At 65.3% G+C, this 18960-nt stretch carries 13 protein-coding genes and 3 pseudogenes; 9 read left to right on the forward strand and 7 right to left on the reverse strand.

Translation table 11 applies throughout. The features are described 5' to 3' along the window. The first annotated feature begins 353 nt into the window (after nucleotides 1–353). The 8 genes from LRP30_RS02145 (at nucleotide 354) to LRP30_RS02180 (ending at nucleotide 9011) form a co-directional block, all read left to right on the forward strand. Entirely contained in the window at nucleotides 354–1976 is a 1623-nt protein-coding gene (locus LRP30_RS02145) for an ABC transporter substrate-binding protein (RefSeq protein WP_249759192.1), read from the forward strand. A 215-nt stretch (nucleotides 1977–2191) separates the two neighbouring features. Continuing rightward, nucleotides 2192–3205, forward strand: coding sequence for an ABC transporter permease (locus tag LRP30_RS02150; RefSeq protein ID WP_249759193.1), 1014 nt, complete (start codon nucleotides 2192–2194; stop codon nucleotides 3203–3205). A gap of 214 nt (nucleotides 3206–3419) precedes the next feature. Further along, nucleotides 3420–4319 (forward strand): ABC transporter permease, encoded by a 900-nt coding sequence (locus LRP30_RS02155; RefSeq protein ID WP_249759194.1) that lies wholly within the window; start codon nucleotides 3420–3422, stop codon nucleotides 4317–4319. A 103-nt stretch (nucleotides 4320–4422) separates the two neighbouring features. Then, nucleotides 4423–6276 carry an ABC transporter ATP-binding protein gene (locus tag LRP30_RS02160; RefSeq protein WP_249761985.1) on the forward strand — a complete coding sequence of 618 codons (1854 nt, stop codon included), beginning with the start codon at nucleotides 4423–4425 and terminating at the stop codon, nucleotides 6274–6276. A gap of 26 nt (nucleotides 6277–6302) precedes the next feature. After that, a complete protein-coding gene (locus tag LRP30_RS02165; RefSeq protein ID WP_128930863.1) occupies nucleotides 6303–6482 on the forward strand; it encodes a DUF4089 domain-containing protein in 180 nt (59 codons plus the stop codon). 7 nt (nucleotides 6483–6489) lie between these two features. Beyond that, nucleotides 6490–7884 carry an AtzE family amidohydrolase gene (locus tag LRP30_RS02170; RefSeq protein ID WP_249759195.1) on the forward strand — a complete coding sequence of 465 codons (1395 nt, stop codon included), beginning with the start codon at nucleotides 6490–6492 and terminating at the stop codon, nucleotides 7882–7884. A gap of 12 nt (nucleotides 7885–7896) precedes the next feature. Beyond that, nucleotides 7897–8292 (forward strand): oxalurate catabolism protein HpxZ, encoded by a 396-nt coding sequence (gene hpxZ, locus LRP30_RS02175; RefSeq protein WP_128930864.1) that lies wholly within the window; start codon nucleotides 7897–7899, stop codon nucleotides 8290–8292. Beyond that, complete coding sequence (locus LRP30_RS02180; protein ID WP_128930865.1) at nucleotides 8289–9011, forward strand: GntR family transcriptional regulator; 723 nt, start codon at nucleotides 8289–8291, stop codon at nucleotides 9009–9011. The genes hpxZ and LRP30_RS02180 overlap by 4 nt, the downstream gene beginning before the upstream one ends. A gap of 28 nt (nucleotides 9012–9039) precedes the next feature. On the opposite strand, the gene LRP30_RS02185 is transcribed toward LRP30_RS02180, so the two are convergent. The 5 genes and pseudogenes from LRP30_RS02185 to LRP30_RS02205 all read right to left on the reverse strand — a co-directional run bounded on the left by LRP30_RS02185 (nucleotide 9040) and on the right by LRP30_RS02205 (nucleotide 12769). Further along, complete coding sequence (locus tag LRP30_RS02185) at nucleotides 9040–9180, reverse strand: hypothetical protein (RefSeq protein ID WP_249759196.1); 141 nt, start codon at nucleotides 9178–9180, stop codon at nucleotides 9040–9042. 48 nt (nucleotides 9181–9228) lie between these two features. Then, nucleotides 9229–9309, reverse strand: a pseudogene (locus LRP30_RS02190) (hypothetical protein); the annotation flags it as partial. A gap of 293 nt (nucleotides 9310–9602) precedes the next feature. Continuing rightward, nucleotides 9603–9989, reverse strand: a pseudogene (locus tag LRP30_RS02195) (transposase); the annotation flags it as partial. A gap of 299 nt (nucleotides 9990–10288) precedes the next feature. Next, nucleotides 10289–12094, reverse strand: a complete 1806-nt coding sequence (gene atzF, locus LRP30_RS02200) for an allophanate hydrolase (RefSeq protein ID WP_249759197.1) — start codon at nucleotides 12092–12094, stop codon at nucleotides 10289–10291. Between the two features lie 180 nt (nucleotides 12095–12274). Further along, complete coding sequence (locus LRP30_RS02205) at nucleotides 12275–12769, reverse strand: MarR family winged helix-turn-helix transcriptional regulator (protein ID WP_249759198.1); 495 nt, start codon at nucleotides 12767–12769, stop codon at nucleotides 12275–12277. A gap of 151 nt (nucleotides 12770–12920) precedes the next feature. On the opposite strand from LRP30_RS02205, the gene LRP30_RS02210 reads away from it, so the two are divergent. Then, the gene (locus tag LRP30_RS02210; RefSeq protein WP_249759199.1) at nucleotides 12921–14774 is read left to right on the forward strand and encodes a feruloyl-CoA synthase; all 1854 of its coding nucleotides are present in this window, start codon (nucleotides 12921–12923) and stop codon (nucleotides 14772–14774) included. A gap of 13 nt (nucleotides 14775–14787) precedes the next feature. Here the strand turns inward: LRP30_RS02210 and LRP30_RS02215 are convergent. Together LRP30_RS02215 and polA are read right to left on the reverse strand one after the other, a co-directional pair. Further along, a pseudogene (locus tag LRP30_RS02215) lies at nucleotides 14788–15473 on the reverse strand (LysE family translocator). A 272-nt stretch (nucleotides 15474–15745) separates the two neighbouring features. Next, nucleotides 15746–18841: a DNA polymerase I gene (gene polA, locus LRP30_RS02220; protein ID WP_249759200.1), complete on the reverse strand. Its 3096-nt coding sequence runs from the start codon at nucleotides 18839–18841 to the stop codon at nucleotides 15746–15748. Between the last annotated feature and the right edge of the window lie 119 nt (nucleotides 18842–18960).

An 18960-nucleotide genomic window follows, 5' to 3' on the forward strand; every position in this document is an offset into this window, starting at 1 on the left:
GGACAAGCGCAGCGCCGATCCAGGACCCAGGGAGAAGTTTGACGAAGACTCGTTGTTACCAGCTTCGCGCTGCAACTCCTCCCTGGGGTAATGGGTCCTGGCTTTCGCCAGGACGACAGCGGAGAGGGAGGCGTGCCCGCCAAATGAGCCGCTATCTCGAATAGCCTACATAATAAGCAAATGCCACGCTTTGTATGCAATGACAATGATTTGGGCTGTCGTCCTTCAGGCCGCAAATCCGGCCTTTCGCCCGCGATTTCAGCGGATTAGCGCGCTGGGCAACGTTCCACTAACCCCTGGCACGAACCTTGCGAATCCGGTTCCAACCAAAAACTTTGTGTTGGAGCGATTTCATGAAGCGCCGCGATTTCCTTAAGTCCGTTTCCGGATTGGCCGCTGGCGCGGCGCTTCCGGCCATGCCGCAGGTCGTTTCCTCCGCCAAGGCCGATGCGCGTTCGGAGACGCTGCTGATCGTCTCGGAAGGCGGCCCGAACAATCTCGACATCCACGGCGTCGGCACCAACGTGCCCGGCTATGAGGTGTCCTGGAATTGCTACGACCGCCTGATCAGCCACGAGATGAAGAGCGGTCCCGGCGGCGTGCCCTATTACGATCGCGACAAGTTCAAGGGCGAGCTCGCCGAGGACTTTAGGATCGACGACATGTCGGTCACCTTCAAACTCAAGAAGAACGCCGAATTCCACGACGGCGCGCCGGTCACGGCGAAGGACGTGAAGTGGTCGCTCGACCGCGCCGTCAGTGTCGGCGGCTTCCCGACCTTCCAGATGAGTGCGGGCTCGCTGACCAAGCCCGAGCAGTTCGTCGTGATCGACGATTACACCGTGCGCGTCGATTTCCTGAAGAAGGACAGGCTGACGATTCCCGATCTCGCGGTGATCGTGCCCTGCATCGTCAATTCCGAGCTGGTGAAGAAGAACGCCAGCGAGAAGGACCCCTGGGGTCTCGAATTCACCAAGCAGCAGACCGCCGGCTCCGGTGCCTACAAGGTGACGAAGTGGACGGCCGGCACCGAAGTGGTGATGGAGCGCAACGAGGATTGGGTCGGCGGTCCTCTGCCCAAGATCAAGCGCGTGATCTGGCGCATGGTGCCGCAGGCCGGCAATCGCCGCGCGCTCTTGGAACGCGGCGATGCCGACATCTCCTATGAGCTGCCGTTCAGGGATTTCCAGGAGATGAAGGCGAACGGCAAGCTCAACGTGGTGTCGCTGCCGTTCTCCAACGGCATCCAGTATATCGGCATGAACGTGACCAAGCCGCCGTTCGACAATCCGAAGGTGCGGCAGGCCATCGCCTACGCGATGCCGTACCAAAAGATCATGGACGCCGTGCTGTTCGGCCTCGGCAATCCCATGTTCGGCGCTGCCAAAGACAAGCCGACCGAAGTCGCCTGGCCGCAGCCGCACAAATACAACACGGACATGGAGAAGGCGAAGGCGCTATTGGCAGAAGCCGGCTATGCCAACGGCTTCGAGACCACGATCTCGTTCGACCTCAACTTTGCCGGCGTCAACGAGCCGCTCTGCGTGCTGGTGCAGGAGAGCCTCGCGCAGCTCGGCATCAAGACCACCATCAACAAGGTGCCCGGCGCCAACTGGCGCACCGAATTGAACAAGAAGGAGATGCCGCTCTTCACCAACGTGTTCTCGGGCTGGCTCGATTACCCCGAATACTTCTTCTACTGGTGCTATCACGGCAACAATTCCGTCTTCAACACCATGAGCTACAAGTCGGCCGAGATGGACAAGCTGATCGACGGCGCGCGCAATGCTGCGGCTGTTGGCGACAAAGCAGCTTACGATGCCGACGTGAAGGGCTTCGTCGATCTCGCCTACGCCGATATCCCGCGCATCCCGCTGTACCAGCCCTTCGTCAACGTCGCGATGCAGAAGAACATCAGCGGCTACCAATACTGGTTCCACCGCCGCCTGGATTATCGCGCGATGGCGAAGGGGTGAGAGGGCATGCTGGTCGTCAGCGACGCATCGGCATCGGCACTGGGCTCCCTCTCCCGCTTGCGGGAGAGGGTTGGGGAGAGGGTGTCTCCGCTTTGGGATTGGCAGGGATTGCGGAGGGTGTCCCCGCGCGGCCAGAGCCCTCACCCGCCGCGCTCTGCGAGCGCGTCGGCCTCTCCCGCAAGCGGGAGAGGCGAAGCAAGCCCGCGGAGCACCCCATGCTGACCATGATCGGCAAGCGCCTGATGTTCGCGATTCCCTCGCTGATCGGCGTCGTCATCGTCACCTTTCTACTGACGCGCGCGCTGCCCGGGGACCCCGCGGCCTACTTCGCCGGTCCCGCCGCAACCAAGGAAGCCGTCGAGCAGATCCGGAAAAAACTTGGCCTCGACCGGCCGCTGATCGAGCAGTTCTTCCGCTATACCAACGACCTCGCCCATGGCGATTTCGGCAACTCGCTCACCACGGGCCAGCCGGTCGCGACTGAGATCCGCAACCGCCTGCCGGCCTCCGCCGAGCTGACACTGCTCGGCCTCATCGTCTCGATCGTGATCGCCATCCCGCTCGGCGTGCTGGCGGCGACGCGGCCGGGCTCATGGGTCGACCATCTCTGCCGGGTCACGACGACGGCCGGCGTGTCGCTGCCGGTGTTCTTCACCGGCCTCGTGCTGGTCTATGTCTTCTATTTCCGGTTCGGCTGGTCGCCGGCACCGCTCGGCCGGCTCGACGTGTTCTACAGCGCGCCGCCGACGGTGACAGGCTTCTATCTGGTCGACACCCTGCTCGCGCGGGACGTCGAGGCGTTCCGCTCGGCGCTGAGCCAGCTCATCCTGCCGGCGACCACGCTTGCGATCTTCTCGCTGGCACCGATCGCGCGCATGACGCGCGCCTCGATGCTGGCTGTGCTCGCTTCCGAGTTCGTCCGCACCGCGCGCGCCAGCGGCCTGTCGCCGTCGACCGTTATCGTCACCTACGCCTTCCGCAACGCCATGCTGCCCGTCATCACCACGCTCAGCATGGTGTTCTCGTTCCTCTTGGGCGCCAACGTGCTGGTCGAAAAAGTGTTCGCATGGCCCGGCATCGGCTCCTATGCGGTGGAAGCGCTGATCTCGTCCGACTTCGCGCCGGTGCAGGGCTTCGTGCTGACCATGGCTGTCATGTACGTGCTGCTCAATCTCGTGATCGATATCCTCTATGGCGTGATCGATCCGCGTGTGCGGTTGGAGGGCTGAACCATGACAAGGTTTCGTCCTATGCAAACTCCGACGAAGGTCCGTCCCCTCTCCCGCTTGCGGGGGAGGGTTGGGGAGGGGGTATCTCCGCGGGCGAGAGCCCCGATGTGGAGAGAGCCCCCACCCGGCGCGTTGCGCCGACCTCCCCCGCAAGCGGGAGAGGTAAGGCGCCCCGCGGCTTGCTGGTTTGGTCAAACAACACCCGGGTGATCTCATGAGCTCCGTTGCGCCTGCTGTTGAACCGGTCGGTCCCGCGCGTACCTCGGGGCTATCGGCAATCCTCGAACAGACGCGCTATGTCCTCAGCGAAAACAAGGTCACGGGCTTTGCCTTTGCGCTGCTGATCCTGATCCTGGCCGCCGCGGTCTTCGGTCCCTATGTGGTACCCTACGATCCACTGACCTCCGATACCGCGGCGACGTTGCAGCCGCCGTCGGCGGCGCACTGGTTCGGCACCGATCAGTTGGGCCGCGACATTCTCAGCCGCGTCATCGTCGCGACCCGGCTCGACACCTTCATCGCGATCGCCTCCGTCGCCCTGGTGTTCCTGATGGGCGGGCTCGCCGGCATCGCGGCCGGCTATTTCGGCGGCTGGACCGACCGCATCGTCGGCCGCATCGCCGACACCATCATGGCCTTCCCGCTGTTCGTGCTGGCGATGGGCATCGTCGCCGCGCTCGGCAACACCGTGCAGAACATCATCCTGGCCACCGCCATCGTGAACTTCCCGCTCTATGCCCGCGTCGCGCGCGCCGAAGCCAATGTCCGCCGCAATGCCGGCTTCGTGCAGGCCGCGCGGCTATCAGGCAACGGCGAATTCCGCATCCTCTTGGTGCATATCCTGCCCAACATCATGCCGATCATGATCGTGCAGATGTCGCTGACCATGGGCTACGCCATCCTCAATGCCGCGGGCCTCTCCTTCATCGGTCTCGGCGTCCGCCCGCCCACCGCCGAATGGGGCATCATGGTCGCCGAAGGCGCGGGCTTCATGGTCTCAGGCGAATGGTGGATCGCGCTATTCCCCGGCCTCGCGCTGATGATCGCCGTGTTCTGCTTCAACCTCCTCGGCGACGGCCTGCGCGACATCGTCGATCCCCAGCGGAGGACGTGATGGCTAGCGTAGGTCCAAATTTGCCGCAGAAATTCCCCAATGAAATCAATCCCGTTCTACTGTGCATGGGGTTGTTTTTGCCATTTTTGTTTGGGAGGCACCCCTGACCGCCCAGCCCCTGCTCGACATCCAGGACCTCACCGTCGAATTCACGACCCGCCGCGGCATCGTGAAGGCGGTGCAGCACGTCGACATCGCCGTCGCCAAGGGCGAGACGCTGGCGATCGTCGGCGAGTCCGGCTCCGGCAAATCGGTGACTTCCTATGCGGTGATGCGCATCCTCGATCGCGCGGGACGGATCGCCGAGGGCTCGGTGATGTTCTCGGGCATCGACGTCAAAGCCGCGACCGAGGACCAGATGCGCGACCTGCGCGGCCGCGAAGTCTCGATGATCTTCCAGAACCCGCGCGCAGCGCTCAATCCCATCCGCAAGGTCGGCGACCAGATCGAGGACGTCTTGCGCACCCATGTGCAGCAGGCCCAGGTCGCCGATCATGGTGAGAAAGCGATCGAGGCGTTGGAGCAGGTCAAGATCGCCCGCCCGCGCGAGCGCTACCACGCCTATCCGTTCGAGCTGTCAGGCGGCATGTGCCAGCGCGTCGTCATCGCGCTCGCGCTCGCCTGCAATCCGCAACTGCTGATCGCGGACGAGCCGACCACCGGCCTCGACGTCACCACGCAGAAGGCGGTGATGGATCTGATCGTCGAGCTGACCAAGCGCCGCGCGATGTCGACCATCCTGATCACCCACGACCTCGGCTTGGCCGCCGCCTATTGCGATCGCGTCGTGGTGATGGAGAAGGGCCGCGTGGTCGAGACCGCGAAAGCTGCCGACATCTTCGCAAGCCCCCAGCATCCCTACACCAAGAAGCTGATGCGCGCGACGCCGCGGCTCGGCGTGAGCTTGCGGGATCTGTTGCCGGAAGAGGATGCCGCGGCGGCGTCCTTCGCCTCTCCCCGCGTGCGGGGAGAGGCCGACACGCTCGGCAGCGCAATTGCGCGCCAGAGCGTGGCGGGTGAGGGGGACTCTCCCAGCACCGTGCTCGCGGATACAGCCCCTCACCCCAACCCTCTCCCCGCAAGCGGGGCGAGGGGGCACAGCAGCGCAAGTGGTGAGAGCCAGCCCCTCCTCCTCGTCGACAGGCTCGTCAAGGAATACCCCCGCCAGGGCGCGACCGCCGTGCTCGGAAAACTGTTCGGCCGCAAGCCGCCCGTGGAGCCGGACGTGTTCCGCGCCGTCGACGGCATCAGCTTCTCAATTGGCGTCGGCGAGAGCGTAGGCCTCGTCGGCGAGTCCGGTTGCGGCAAATCGACCACGTCGATGATGGTGATGCGCCTCCTGGACCAAACCTCGGGCCTGATCCAGTTCGACGGCGAGAACATCGGCGGCATCGCGCCTGCCAGCTTCGCCCGGCTGCCGCAGCGCAGCCGGATCCAGATGGTGTTCCAGGACCCGACCGACAGCCTCAACCCGCGCTTCACCGCCGCGCGCGCCATCGCGGACCCGATCGTGCAACTCGGCGACATCAGGGGCCGCGACGCGCTCCGCGCCCGCTGCGAGGAGCTGGCCACCATGGTCGGCCTGCCGCACAACCTGCTCGACCGCTTCCCGCATCAATTGTCCGGCGGCCAGAAAGCCCGAATCGGCATCGCCCGCGCCATCGCGCTGCATCCCAAGCTCGTCATCCTCGACGAGCCGACGGCGGCGCTGGACGTCTCGGTGCAGGCCGTCGTGCTGAACCTGCTTCAGGACCTCAAGGCGCGACTAGGTATGAGCTATCTGTTCGTCTCGCATGATTTGAATGTGGTGCGCTTGTTGTGCGATCGTGTCATTGTGATGCGGACGGGTCGGATCGTCGAAGAGGGCTCTTCCGAGAATGTCTTGAGCGATCCGCAGGACGACTACACCAAAGAGCTGCTGACGGCGATCCCGCATCCGCCGTTGCAGATACACTAAGAGTGCACTGATTGTTCGAGAGAGCGATGGCCGAACCGCTGGACGACTATATCGACGCCGTATCGAAAGCGCTGGCACTGCCGGTTGAGGAGGCCTGGAGGCCTGCGGTGCGCGCCAACCTCGAAGTCTCGCTGCGGCTTGGCCGCCTCGTCGACGAATTCGCGCTGCCGGACGAGACCGAGCCGGCGCCGATTTTCACGGCCTGACGTCGCCATGACCATCAAGCCAGAGATGACGGCCTCGGGAATCGCGAGCGCGGTTGCAGGCGGCAGGATGTCGGCGCTCGCTGCCACGGAAGCAGCTCTCGCGCGCATCAAGCAGCACGACACCATCCTCAATTCCTTCACCGACGTCACCGCCGACCGCGCCCGTGCCAAGGCGCGCGCGATCGATGCCGACATCGCCGCGGGCAAGAAAGTCGGCCCGCTCGCCGGCGTGCCCTTCGCGGTGAAGAACTTGTTCGATGTCGCGGGCGTCGTCACGCGCGCCGGCTCGAAGATCAACCGCGACCTCGCGCCCGCCAGGCGCGACGCCACGCTGATCGAGCGGATGGAAGCGGCCGGCGCCGTGCTGGTCGGCGCGCTCAACATGGGCGAATACGCCTATGACTTCACCGGCGAGAACATCCATGACGGTCCCTCGCGCAATCCCCATGACACCACGCGGATGACCGGCGGCTCGTCGGGCGGCTCCGGCAGCGCCGTCGGCGGCGCGCTGGTGCCGATCGCGCTCGGCTCGGACACCAATGGGTCGATCCGCGTGCCGTCCTCGTTCTGCGGCATCTTTGGCTTGAAGCCGACCTATGGTCGGCTGTCGCGGGCGCGCTCGTTCCCGTTCGTGGCGAGTCTCGATCATCTCGGCCCCTTCGCACGCTCGGTCGCCGACCTCGCACTCGCCTATGACGTCATGCAGGGCCCCGATGCCGACGATGGCGCCTGCACTACCCGTGGTGTCGAACAGGTGGCGCCGCTGCTCGGCGAGTCCATCTCAGGCTTGCGCGTCGCGATCGCCGGCGGTCACTTCCAGAAGAACGTGTTTCCGGAAGCGGTCGAAGCCGTCAGCCGCGTTGCCAAGGCGCTCGGCGCGACTGAGGTCGTCGACATCCCCGAAGCCTCGCGCGCCCGTGCGGCCGCCTATGTCATCACCACCACCGAGGGCGCCTCGCTGCATCTCGACCGCCTGCGCAAGCACCCGAACGATTTCGATCCGGCCGTGCGCGACCGCTTGATCGCCGGCGCCATGGTGCCGGCGCCGCTGGTCGACCGCGCGCAAAAATTCCGCCGCTGGTATCGCGCGCAGCTCGCCGAGATCTTCAAGTCGGTCGACGTACTGCTTGCGCCGGCAACGCCGTGCACCGCGCCGAAGCTTGGTCAGGTGAATTTCACGCTCGACGGCGTCGAGCTGCCGGTGCGCGCCAATATCGGCATCCACACCCAGCCGATCTCCTTCATCGGCCTGCCGGTCGTCGCCGTGCCGGTGCCCCTCGAGCCGCTGCCGATCGGCGTGCAGATCATCGCCGCGCCCTGGCGCGAGGACATTGCGCTCCGCGTCGCGCACGCATTGGAGAAGATGGGCGTGGTATCCGCGCCGTCGCCGAGGGGACTTTAAGAGGAATTTGAGATGGAGATCGATCTCCCCGACGTGATCGCGGAAGTCAAAGCCGCATTCGAGCGCTATGAGCAGGCCCTCGTCAGCAACGACGTCGCCGTGCTCGGCGAGCTCTTCCGCAATGATTCCCGCACGCTGCGCTACGGCATCGGCGAGAATCTCTATGGCTATGAGGCGATCTCCGGCTTCCGCGCCGGCCGCTCGCCGGTCGGCCTGAACCGGCGCACCGCGAAGACCGTGATTACGAGCTATGGCCGCGAGGCGGCCGTGGCCTCCACCTTGTTCTATCGCGACACGGCGCCCGGCAAGGTCGGCCGGCAGATGCAGACGTGGATTCGTTTCCCCGAGGGCTGGCGCGTCGTCGCCGCCCATGTCAGCATCATCGACGAGCCGAAAGAGACCGTATGACGCTTGACGACTTTCCGCAGGGCACGCTGCCGGCCGAGCCGGTGGTGCCGCGCGTCGACCGTCCTTCGCCGTCGGTGCACAAGGTCACGCGCGCCGAGGAACTGCGCCTTCAGCTCGCCGATGAGATCGTGCGCGGAACCCTGGCTCCCGGTGCACCGTTGGACGAAACCGACATTGCGCGGCGGTTCAGCGTCTCGCGCACGCCGGTGCGCGAGGCGTTGCGCCAGCTGGTCGCGAGCGGTCTCGTCGAGGCGCGCGCCCATCGTGGCGCGGTGGTGGCGCAGCCCTCGATCGAGCGTCTCAAGAGCATGTTCGAGGCGATGGCTGAGCTCGAGGCGCTGTGCGCGGGCCTTGCTGCCGAGCGCATGTCCGCCGCCGAGCGACATGGATTGGAGTCCATTCACGAAGAGCTGCGGGTGCTGAGCTATGCCGGCAATCCCGAGCGTTTCCACGAGGTCAATGAGCGCTTCCACAACGCGATCTATGCGGGATCGCAGAATGGCTACATCGCCGAGATCACGCTCGCCACCCGCGTCCGCGTGCAGCCGTTCCGCCGCGCCCAGTTCCGCAATCTTGGCCGATTGGCAAAGTCGCAAGCCGAGCACGACCGCGTCGTCGTCGCCATCATGCGCGGCGACAAGCAAGGCGCCGCCGCTGCGATGCGTGCGCACATCGAGTTGGTGCGCGGGGAGTACGAGATCTATGCGGTGTCGGTGTAGGGCGGCGCGCGCGGTGCCGTAGCAACCATTAAACGCCGAGGAGTTTTTCAGTCCACGGCGTTCCGCGTTGCACGACGGTGTTGGCATAGATGAGCAGCTTGCGCGCGCATGCGATGAGAGCGGCATTGTGAGCCTTTCCGGCCGCAGTCAGGCGGGCATAGAGGGCCATGACGGCCTTATTCCAGCGGAAGGCCGCAGGCAGGGCTGCCGCAAACAGAGAGCGACGCAGGCGAGCGCGGCCGCCGGCGATACGGCGTTGGCCCTTGTACTGCCCGCTATCGTTGTCGAAGGGAGCCAGCCCGGCAAGGGCTGCGACTTCCGGCTGACACGGCCGAGTTCAGGCATGCGGACCAGGAGGGCCAGTGCCGTGCGCTCACCGATCCCGGGAATGCTCATCACGAGGTCAAGGCGGACAGCGAGATCGTGGTGAGCGCGTAGTTGCTTGGCGATGTGACGGATTTGGGAGAGCCGCCTTGCCTTCAACCGGGCAATGTCATCCAGCACGATGCGGCGTAGCCCAGGCTTATCGAGATGCTCGAGCCGGGTCTTGAAGCGCTTGATGTCGTCCTCGATCTGCTCGAGGAAGGTGAGCTGCTCGGCGAGCTCCGCCAAGCGCGGATCCGGCGCACTCCTCACCTCTTCGAGCGATGCCGCGCAGGCAGCAATCAGCGCGGCATCCAGCGTATCGTTCTTGGCGCGACGCAATCGGGAGCGGCCGAACGCCTTGACCTGGATCGGCTGCAGCACCAGCACGATGACGCCGGCCGCACGCAAATGCTCCACTACCCCACGCTCGTAACCGCCGGTCGCTTCGATCCCGACTCGCTTGACGCCAGCTTTGGTCAGCAGTTGCACCAGCTTCCGCCAACCGGGAAGGTCGTTGGCGACCTCCCAACCCTCGTCTCGACCATGAACTACAATGTCGAGCTTCGCCTTGGACGTATCGATTCCCGCTGTCGTCGTGCTAGTCTGTGCCATCTTCGTCGACCCTGCCTTGTGAAGCGAACCTGATTGTTCCGGCAACCATCCGGGTCCGATGAAGGTGCTGGCGCGATCCTGCTACGGGGCAGCCACAAACTGCTCAGGGTGGGCGCGATCCGATCGCCAGCGGCCTGCCGCGGGTTGCAGCCGCGGCAGGCCATTCCTCACGGAACACGCCGACAATATCTGATTGCGCTATTACAAGGGTGGGCAAAGGCGCAAAGCGCCGTGCCCCCACCGTCTTTCCTATTTGATGGTGATGGTGGGCACGCTTCGCTTTGCCCACCCTACGGCACCTAAGCCGTCGCGGCTTCCTTCATATACTTCCGCCAGCCACCATACGCCGTGATATCGCGCGCCTCGCCCAGCACCTCAGGCTCGACGAGAAAGCCCTTCACGCTGCGGCCATCGGCGAGCCGGATCGTGCCGATCGCCATCGGCGCGGGAATCGCATTGACGAACTTGCCGAAGGCGGACGACGACAGCGACCAGATCTCCAGCTCGATCGCGGCGCCCTTGCCGGCTTCGACGCGCAGCATGCCCGGCTTCGGCGGTGTGGTCTTGAGCGCGTAGAGCTTGTAGTCGGGCGCTGTCTTGGTCGCCTCGACCAGCTTCCCGTTCAGGGCCTTCAATTCGCCGTTCAGCGCCATGCCAGACAGATGGGCGCCGACGACTGCGATCGGAATCTCGTCGCCGCTGCTTGCGAGAAGCGGCGCGAGCGGTGCCTGTGCCACGCGCTGTGCGCCGAGACTCAGCTTCGTATCCGCATGGAACACACGGCCGATGCTCGCGAGCAGCGCGTCGCATCCTGCGGGGGCGAGCAGCGTGATGCCGAATGGAATGCCGTCCGCGCGCATCGAAGCCGGCACGGCGAGGCCACAGAGATCGAGCAGGTTGACGAAGTTGGTGTAGGTGCCGAGCCGACTGTTGAGCTCGATCGGATTGGCCAGCACCTGCGCGGTCGTATAAGCGGTCGGCGCCGTCGGCAGCACCAGCGCGTCGATGTGCGCAAAAGTGCGCTCGGCGATCTTGCGCAGGCCCTGCAGGCGATAGAGCGCCGAGAAGGTCTCCGCCGCGGTCAGCCGCGCGCCGGCCGCCGTGATCTCGCGCGTCACCGGATGGATTGCATCGGGTGCGGACGCGAGCAGATTCTTGATCACGAGGTAACGCTCGGCGATCCATGGTCCTTCATAGAGCAGCCGCGCCGTCTCGTAGAACGGCTCGAGGTCGATCTCAGTCGGTGTCGCGCCAAGGGCGGTCCAGCGCTTCAGCGCATCGCTGTAAGCGGCTTCCACTTTCTTGTCGCCGAAGAAGATCAGCTGTCCGTTGCGCGGCACACCCAGGCGCAAATTCGCCGGCAACGGCGTGATCGGCCCCAGCGGCCGGTCGCGCGAGAACGGATCGGCCTGATCCGGCCCCGCCATCACGGAGAGCGCCAGCGCGGTGTCGTCGACCGTCAAGGCGAATACCGAGATGCAGTCGAGCGTGCGGCAGGCGGGCACCAGGCCCGCGGTCGAGATCATGCCGAGGCTCGGCTTCAGCCCGACGATGTTGTTGAGCATCGCCGGCACGCGGCCGCTGCCGGCGGTGTCGGTGCCGAGCGACAGCGGCACCAGCCCGGCGCCGACGGCGACCGCCGATCCCGAGCTCGATCCGCCGGGAATGAGATCGTCGCGGATCGAATTCTTGGGAATGCCGTAGGGCGAGCGCACGCCGACGAGGCCGGTCGCGAACTGGTCGAGATTGGTCTTGCCGATGATGATGGCGCCGGCGGCGCGCAGGCGCTCCACGGCGGTGGAGTCGCGTGTCGGCGTATAGGAGAAGGCCGGGCAGGCCGCCGTGGTCGGAAATCCCAGCGCGTCGATATTGTCCTTGACCGCAACCGGCACGCCATAGAGCGGCAGGCTCGTGGCATCCTTCGTGGCAAGTCTCTCTGCCTCCGCGACTGCGTCCTTTTCGTCGCGCAGGCTGATGAACACGGCGGGATCGTTATGGTCGCGGATGCGCCGATAAGTCCGCGCGACCGTCTGCGCCGGCGTCAGCGTGCCCGCGCGATGCGCGGCCACAATCGCGGCGATCGTTTCAGGCTGCTCAGCCCCCATGGCGACAAAACTCCGGCAACTGGTTTACCCGGCTTGAAGCAAGCGATGTGCCATTGTGTACAGTATCGGGGCCAGGCAGGTGCCGCGGATATTGTCGTGAGATCAGTAGCTTGCGGAGTTCTGGTGGTCGAGCGCAATTGCTCGGTTGCAGGCATCTGCTTAAACTGTGGGCAGCCGAGATCAGGTAAAGTCGGCGAGGATCCGGAGCAGGTGCTGCCGGTTCTCCCTGCCGAGCTTCGCCTCGACATGCCGCTCGTGTTCGGCCGCGAGGCGCTTGAACTTGCTCAGCGCCGCCGCGCCAGGCGCGGTGAGGTGCAGCGCGTGCGAACGTCGGTCCGTCTTCGACTTGATCCGCTTCACGTATCGGCGCCGTTCGAGGCTGTCGAGCAGATGCACCAGCCGGGCGCGCTCGATGCCGAGGCGCTTGGCCACCGCCATCTGCGACAGGCCCGGATTGGCGCCGATCACCGTCAGCACCGAATATTGCGTCGGCCGGATATCGACCTCGCCGAGCGTCTTGATGAAGTCCTGGAAGATCCAGATCTGGAAGCGCCGCACCGCATAGCCGGCGTGGTCGATCAGCGCGTCGAGGCCGACCTCGTCGGCGTCGTTCCGCTGCGCAGCGCCGTTGCCGGCGCGTTTGCGTGGGGACGTCTGGGCTGCGCTGGTTGTCACATCGTGTCTCCCTCTGCCGAACCTTAGCGCTTCGACGCTCGGGGTGAAAGATTGTTGTTGACGACAACAATTGTCGTGCCCAACATTGTGGCCAAGGCAGCCCGGAACGAGGCTGCGGCCGATCCCGGATCCGGGGCGAGGAGGAAACCCGATGACAGCCGCCTCACGCGGTGATGCTGCGAGCCTGTTCGCAACACCCAGAACCGTTGCCGAGCATCGCGCCGACGGCAGCATCGTGCTGCGCTCGCCCGAGCCACTTGGCGAAAGCGCGCGCTGCACCGGCGACTGGCTGGAGCAGTGGGCGCGGCAAACGCCCGATACGATCTTCCTCGCCGAGCGCGGCAGCGCCGAAGCGCCCTGGACCACCATCACCTACGCGCAGGCGCTGCGGCAGATACGGGCGGCCGCGTCCTGGATCCTGGCGCAGGGCCTCAGTGCCGAGCGCCCGCTCGCCATCCTCTCCGACAACAGCATTGATCATGCGCTGCTCGCGCTCGCCGCTCAGCATGTCGGCGTGCCCTCGGCGGCGATCTCGCCTGCCTATTCGCTGATGTCGAAAGATTTCGACAAGCTCAGGAGCATGATCGCGCTGCTCGAGCCAGGCGCGATCTATGTCTCCGCGATGAAGCCATTTGCGGCGGCGCTAGATGCGATCAGGCCGCTGCACACGGCGCAGATCATCAGCGGCAATGCCGACGATGTCGACGCGCTGTCGTTCCGCACCATCGCGACGACGCCCGAAACGTCCGACGTCGCAAAAGCCTTCGCCGCGGTGACGCCAGACACGATCGCAAAATTGCTGTTCACCTCGGGCTCGACCGGTACGCCCAAGGCGGTCATCAACACCCAGCGCATGCTGACATCGAGCCAGCAGGCCAAGGCGCAGACATGGACATTCCTCGAACCGGGCTGCGGCGATCTCGTGATTCTCGATTGGCTGCCCTGGAGCCACACCTTCGGCGCCAATCACAATTTCAACCTCGTGCTGCGCAACGGCGGCTCGCTCTACATCGACGGCGGCAAACCGGCTCCGGGCCTGTTTGCGATCTCGCTCGCCAATCTAAGAAGCGTGATTCCGACGGTCTATTTCAACGTGCCACGCGGCTTCGACATGCTGATCGCGGCCCTCCGCGGCGATGAGGAGCTGCGCCGCCGCTTCTTCGGCGAGGTGAAGTTCGCGTTCTATGCTGGCGCCGCGCTGCCGCAGAATCTCTGGGATGCGCTGGAGCAGCTTTCCATCGAGACCGTCGGTCGTGCGTTGCCGATGGTCTCGGCCTGGGGCTCGACCGAAACTTCCCCGCTCGCGACCGATTGCCATTTCCTCGCAGAACGCTCGGGCAATATCGGCGTGCCCATTCCCGGCACCGAGCTCAAGCTCGTCGCCTCCGGCGATAAGCTGGAGGTGCGCGTACGCGGTCCCAACGTCACGCCGGGCTATTGGAAGGCGCCCGAGCTGACGAAGCAGGCGTTCGACGAAGAGGGCTTCTATCTCATTGGCGACGCCGTGAAGTTTGCCGATGCGAAGCGGCCTGAGCGCGGTCTGTTCTTCGATGGTCGCGTCGCGGAAGATTTCAAGCTCAATTCCGGCACCTGGGTCAGCGTCGGCACGCTGCGCGTCGCCGGCATCGCCGCATTGGCGCCGCTCGCGCAGGACATCGTCGTCACCGGCCATGGCGGCGACGAGGTGCGCTTCCTGGTGTTCCCGAATATCGCTGCCTGCCGCGCCCATGCCGGGCTGGGCGAGACGGCAACTGTGAACGACGTGCTGGCGCATGACAAGGTCAGGACCGCGATCGCGCAAGGTCTGGCACGGCTGAAACAGCAGAGCGGCAACTCCTCCGGCCATGCCACGCGCGCGTTGCTGCTCGCCGAGCCGCCGTCGGTCGACGGCGGCGAGATCACCGACAAGGGCTACATCAACCAGCGCGCCGTGCTGACGCGCCGCGCCGATGCGGTGGCGCGGTTGAATGATGATGCGTCGGCGGAGTGGATTGGCTGTGCTTGACCGGGCGCTCTCCTCACACCTTCTTCGCTTCCACCGCCATTCGCACCGCGAGCCCGGCCAGCACCGTGCCCATCAGCCAGCGCTGCACCAGCATCCAGCTCGGCCGGCTCGCCAGGAACAGCGCGATCGATCCGGCCGCGAACTTGGGACGCGCCTAGTCGTCGGGCGCGTCCCTAGCCGCAACGCACTGCGCGCGATCATCGCATTGACGCTGACGCTGATCGCGATCTGGATCGCCCCTAATACCACCGACTGTGTCAGCACGCTGCCGGCGGTCGGATCGATGAACTGCGGCAGCAGCGCCAGATACAGCATCGCGATCTTCGGGTTGAGCAGGTTGGTGACGAAGCCCATCGCGAACAATTTGCGCGGGCTGTCGATCGCGAGCTTCCTGACCTGGAACGGCGAGCGCCCGCCCGGCTTCACCGCCTGCCAGGCGAGCCACAGCAGATAGCCGGCGCCAGCGAAGCGCAGCGCGTCATAGGCGAAGGGAATGGCGAGCAGCAGCGCCGTGATGCCGAACGCCGCGCACAGCATGTAAAACACGAAGCCCAGCGCCACGCCGCCGAGCGAGACGATGCCCGCCGCCGGCCCCTGCGTGATCGAGCGCGAGATCAGGTAGATCATGTTCGGCCCGGGCGTGAGCACGAGGCCGAGGCAGACGAGGGCAAAGCCGAGCAGGGCGGGGGTGTGGGGCATGGGTGAACCGGTGCGGAGGACGCGATGGTTCTAATATGCGCGGCGAAGTGGGGCCATCGCGCAATTGCACGGAGGACAATTGAGTTTCTGGGCGCGCGCTCGCTGCGCTCCCTCGCCCCGTTCTTACGGGGAGAGGGGTGGGGTGAGGGGCTTCTCTCCACGGATGAGATCGCCGAGAGGCCTACCCTCACCCGGATCGCGCCGGACGATGCTCCGCATCGCCGGCGGCGATCCGACCTTTCCCGCAAGCGGGGAGAGGCGAAGAGACAGCTTCAATGCGCCTCGTCCCAGTTCGTCGCGGCACGCGCATCGACATGCAGCGGCACCGACAGCAGCACGGCCGGGAACGGGGCGTCCTGCATCACGTGCTGCACCACGGGCAGCGTCGCCTCGACTTCGGCGTCCGGCACCTCGAAGATCAATTCGTCATGCACCTGGAGCAGCATCTGCGCCGACAGCTTCTTCTTGGCCAGTGCATCCTCCACGCGCGTCATGGCGCGGCGGATGATGTCGGCGGCGGTGCCCTGGAGACGGGCGTTGATCGCAGCGCGCTCGTTGAAAGCGCGCACCGAGGCGTTGGACGCCTTGATATCGGGGTAGTGGCATTTGCGGCCGAACAGCGTGGTGACGTAGCCGTAGCTGCGGCAGAAGTCGCGCGTCTCGTCCATATAGGCGCGGATGCCGGGGAAGCGCTCGAAGTATTTCTTGATGTAGGCCGAGGCCTCCTCGCGCGCGATGCCGAGCTGGTTGGCGAGGCCGAACGCCGAGATGCCGTAGATGATGCCGAAATTGATCGCTTTGGCGCGGCGACGGATTTCGCTGGGCATGCCCTTGATCGGCACGCCGAACATTTCCGACGCCGTCATGGCGTGAATGTCGAGCCCGTCGCGGAACGCCTGCTTCAGCACGGGAATGTCGGCGATCTCGGCCAGCAGCCGCAGCTCGATCTGCGAATAGTCGGCGGAGACCAGCTTGTGCCCCGGCGTCGCAACGAAGGCGCGGCGGATCTTGCGGCCGTCCTCGGTGCGCACCGGGATGTTCTGCAAGTTCGGCTCGTTCGACGACAGCCGGCCGGTCGTGGTCGCGGCCAGCGCGTAGGTGGTGTGGACACGGTGGGTCTGCGGATTGACGTAAGTCGGCAGCGCGTCGGTGTAGGTCGATTTCAGCTTCGAGACCTGGCGCCACTCCAAAATCTTCTTCGGGAAGTCGTGGCCCTGCTCGGCGAGCTCATCGAGCACCTGGGCGGTGGTCGACCATGCGCCGGTTTTTGTCTTGCTGCCCCCGGGCAATCCCATCTTGCCGAACAGGATGTCGCCGATCTGCTTGGGGCTGCCGACATTGACCGGCTCGCCTGCGATCTCCTGGATCTCCGCCTCGACCCGCGCTGCGGTCTGGGCGAATTCGCCCGACAACCGCGACAGCACCTGGCGGTCGATCGAGATGCCGCGCCGCTCCATGCGCGCGAGCACGGATACCAGCGGCCGCTCCAGCGTCTCGTAGATGGTGGTCATGTGCTCGGCGACGAGGCGCGGCTTCAGCACGCGCCAGACGCGCAGGGCAATGTCGGCACCTTCCGCCGATAAGGGTGCGGCCTTGTCGATCGGCACCTGGTCGAAGGTGATCCTGCCCTTGCCGCTGCCGAGCAGCTCGTTCTCCTTCAGCATGGCATGGCCGAACCAGCGCTCGGACAGCGATTCGATCGCATGCGAGCCGCGGCCGGCATCGAGCACGTAGGAGATCAGTTGCGCGTCGTCGATGTTGCGCAAGGTGATGCCGTGCTGTGCCAGCATCACCGCGGTGAACTTGGCGTCGAAGCCGACCTTGAGGATGCCTGACGATTCCAGCACCGGCCGCAGCGCTTGGATCGCGTCGTCGTGCTTGACCTGGTCGGGTGCCAGGCCCGCGTCGAACAGGCCGGCGCCGCCGCCGGATTGCTTGTGCGCCAGCGGCACATAGCAGGCCTCGTTTGGCGCCACCGCCAGTGCGATGCCGCAGAGATCGGCCTGCATGGGATTGATCGAATTCGCTCTCGTCTCGATCGCGACATGGCCGGCATCATGGATGAGCGCAATAAAAGCGTTGAGCTCTTTGAGCGTCTTGATCGCCTGATACTTGCCGCGCTCGACTGGAAGCTTGCGCAGCGCCTCTTCGCGCGCGGCGGCGAGCGAAATCGGCGCACCCTTCGGGCTCGCGGCCTTGTCCTCCTTGCTTGCCGATTTGTTGCGCTCGCGCGGAGCAGCTTGCGCCGGCGTGCCGGTTCCCGGCGCGGGCACCACATCCGAGGGCGGCAGCGGCGAGAATACGCTGGCGCCCTTGGCATAGCCAGGATCGGCATCGACGTTGGCGGGATCGATCTGCGAATAGTCGGCGACGCGCCGCGTCAGCGTCGTGAATTCCATCGCCTTCAAGAAGGCGATCAGCTTGCGCGCATCCGGCTCGTGGACGGCGAGGTCGTCGAGAGGCACCTCGAGCTCGACCTTGTCATCGAGCAGCACGAGCTGCCGCGAGATCCGCGCCTTCTCCGCGTTCTCGAGCAGCGCCTCGCGCCGCTTCGGCTGTTTGATCTCGCCGGCACGGAACAACAATTGATCGAGGTCGCCGTATTCGGTGATCAGCTGCGCCGCGGTCTTGACGCCGATACCGGGCACCCCAGGCACGTTGTCGGTGGAATCGCCGGCGAGCGCCTGCACCTCCGCCACCTTCTCCGGCGGCACGCCGAATTTCTCGATCACCTCGGGGATGCCGATGCGGCGGTCCTTCATGGTGTCGTACATGGTGACGCAATCGGTGACGAGCTGCATCAGGTCCTTGTCGGAGGACACGATGGTCGCGCTCGCGCCGCGCTCGCAGGCCTGCCGCACATAGGTCGCGATCAGATCGTCGGCCTCGAACCCGACCTGTTCCAGGCAGGGCAGGTCGAAGGCGCGCACGGCTTCGCGGATCAGCGCGAATTGCGGGATCAGATCGTCAGGCGCCGGTGGCCGGTGCGCCTTGTAGTCGGGATAGATCTTGTTGCGGAAAGTGATTTCCGACTTGTCGAAGATGATCGCCAGATGCGTCGGCCGGTTGTCCTCGGGCATGTCGCGCAACAGCTTCCACAGCATGTTGCAGAAGCCGAGCACGGCGTTGACCTGGAGGCCGTCGGACTTGCGGTTCAGCGGCGGCAGCGCGTGATAGGCGCGGAAGATGTAGGAGGAACCGTCGACCAGGAAGACATGGTCGCCCTTGCCGGCCGCCTTCGCCGCGACCGGCTTGGCAGTAGCTTTGGCAGCAGCGGATTTGCTCTCGGCGGCCGCCTTGGGCGCGGCAGCCTTGGTTTCAGCTTTGGCGGTGGTCTTCGGGGACGTTTTGGGTGCGGTTTTGGGCATGGCCGCAATGTATGAATTTTTGCGGGCTTTGACAGCCTTGGAAGGCGGATTTTTGGCTCGCTGGCGCCACTATCCCCACTGTCATTCCCCGCGAATGCGGGGAATCCAGTAACGCCGCG

It is taken from the genome of Bradyrhizobium sp. C-145 (assembly GCF_023375135.1).
GTDB classification, from domain to species: domain Bacteria; phylum Pseudomonadota; class Alphaproteobacteria; order Rhizobiales; family Xanthobacteraceae; genus Bradyrhizobium; species Bradyrhizobium zhanjiangense.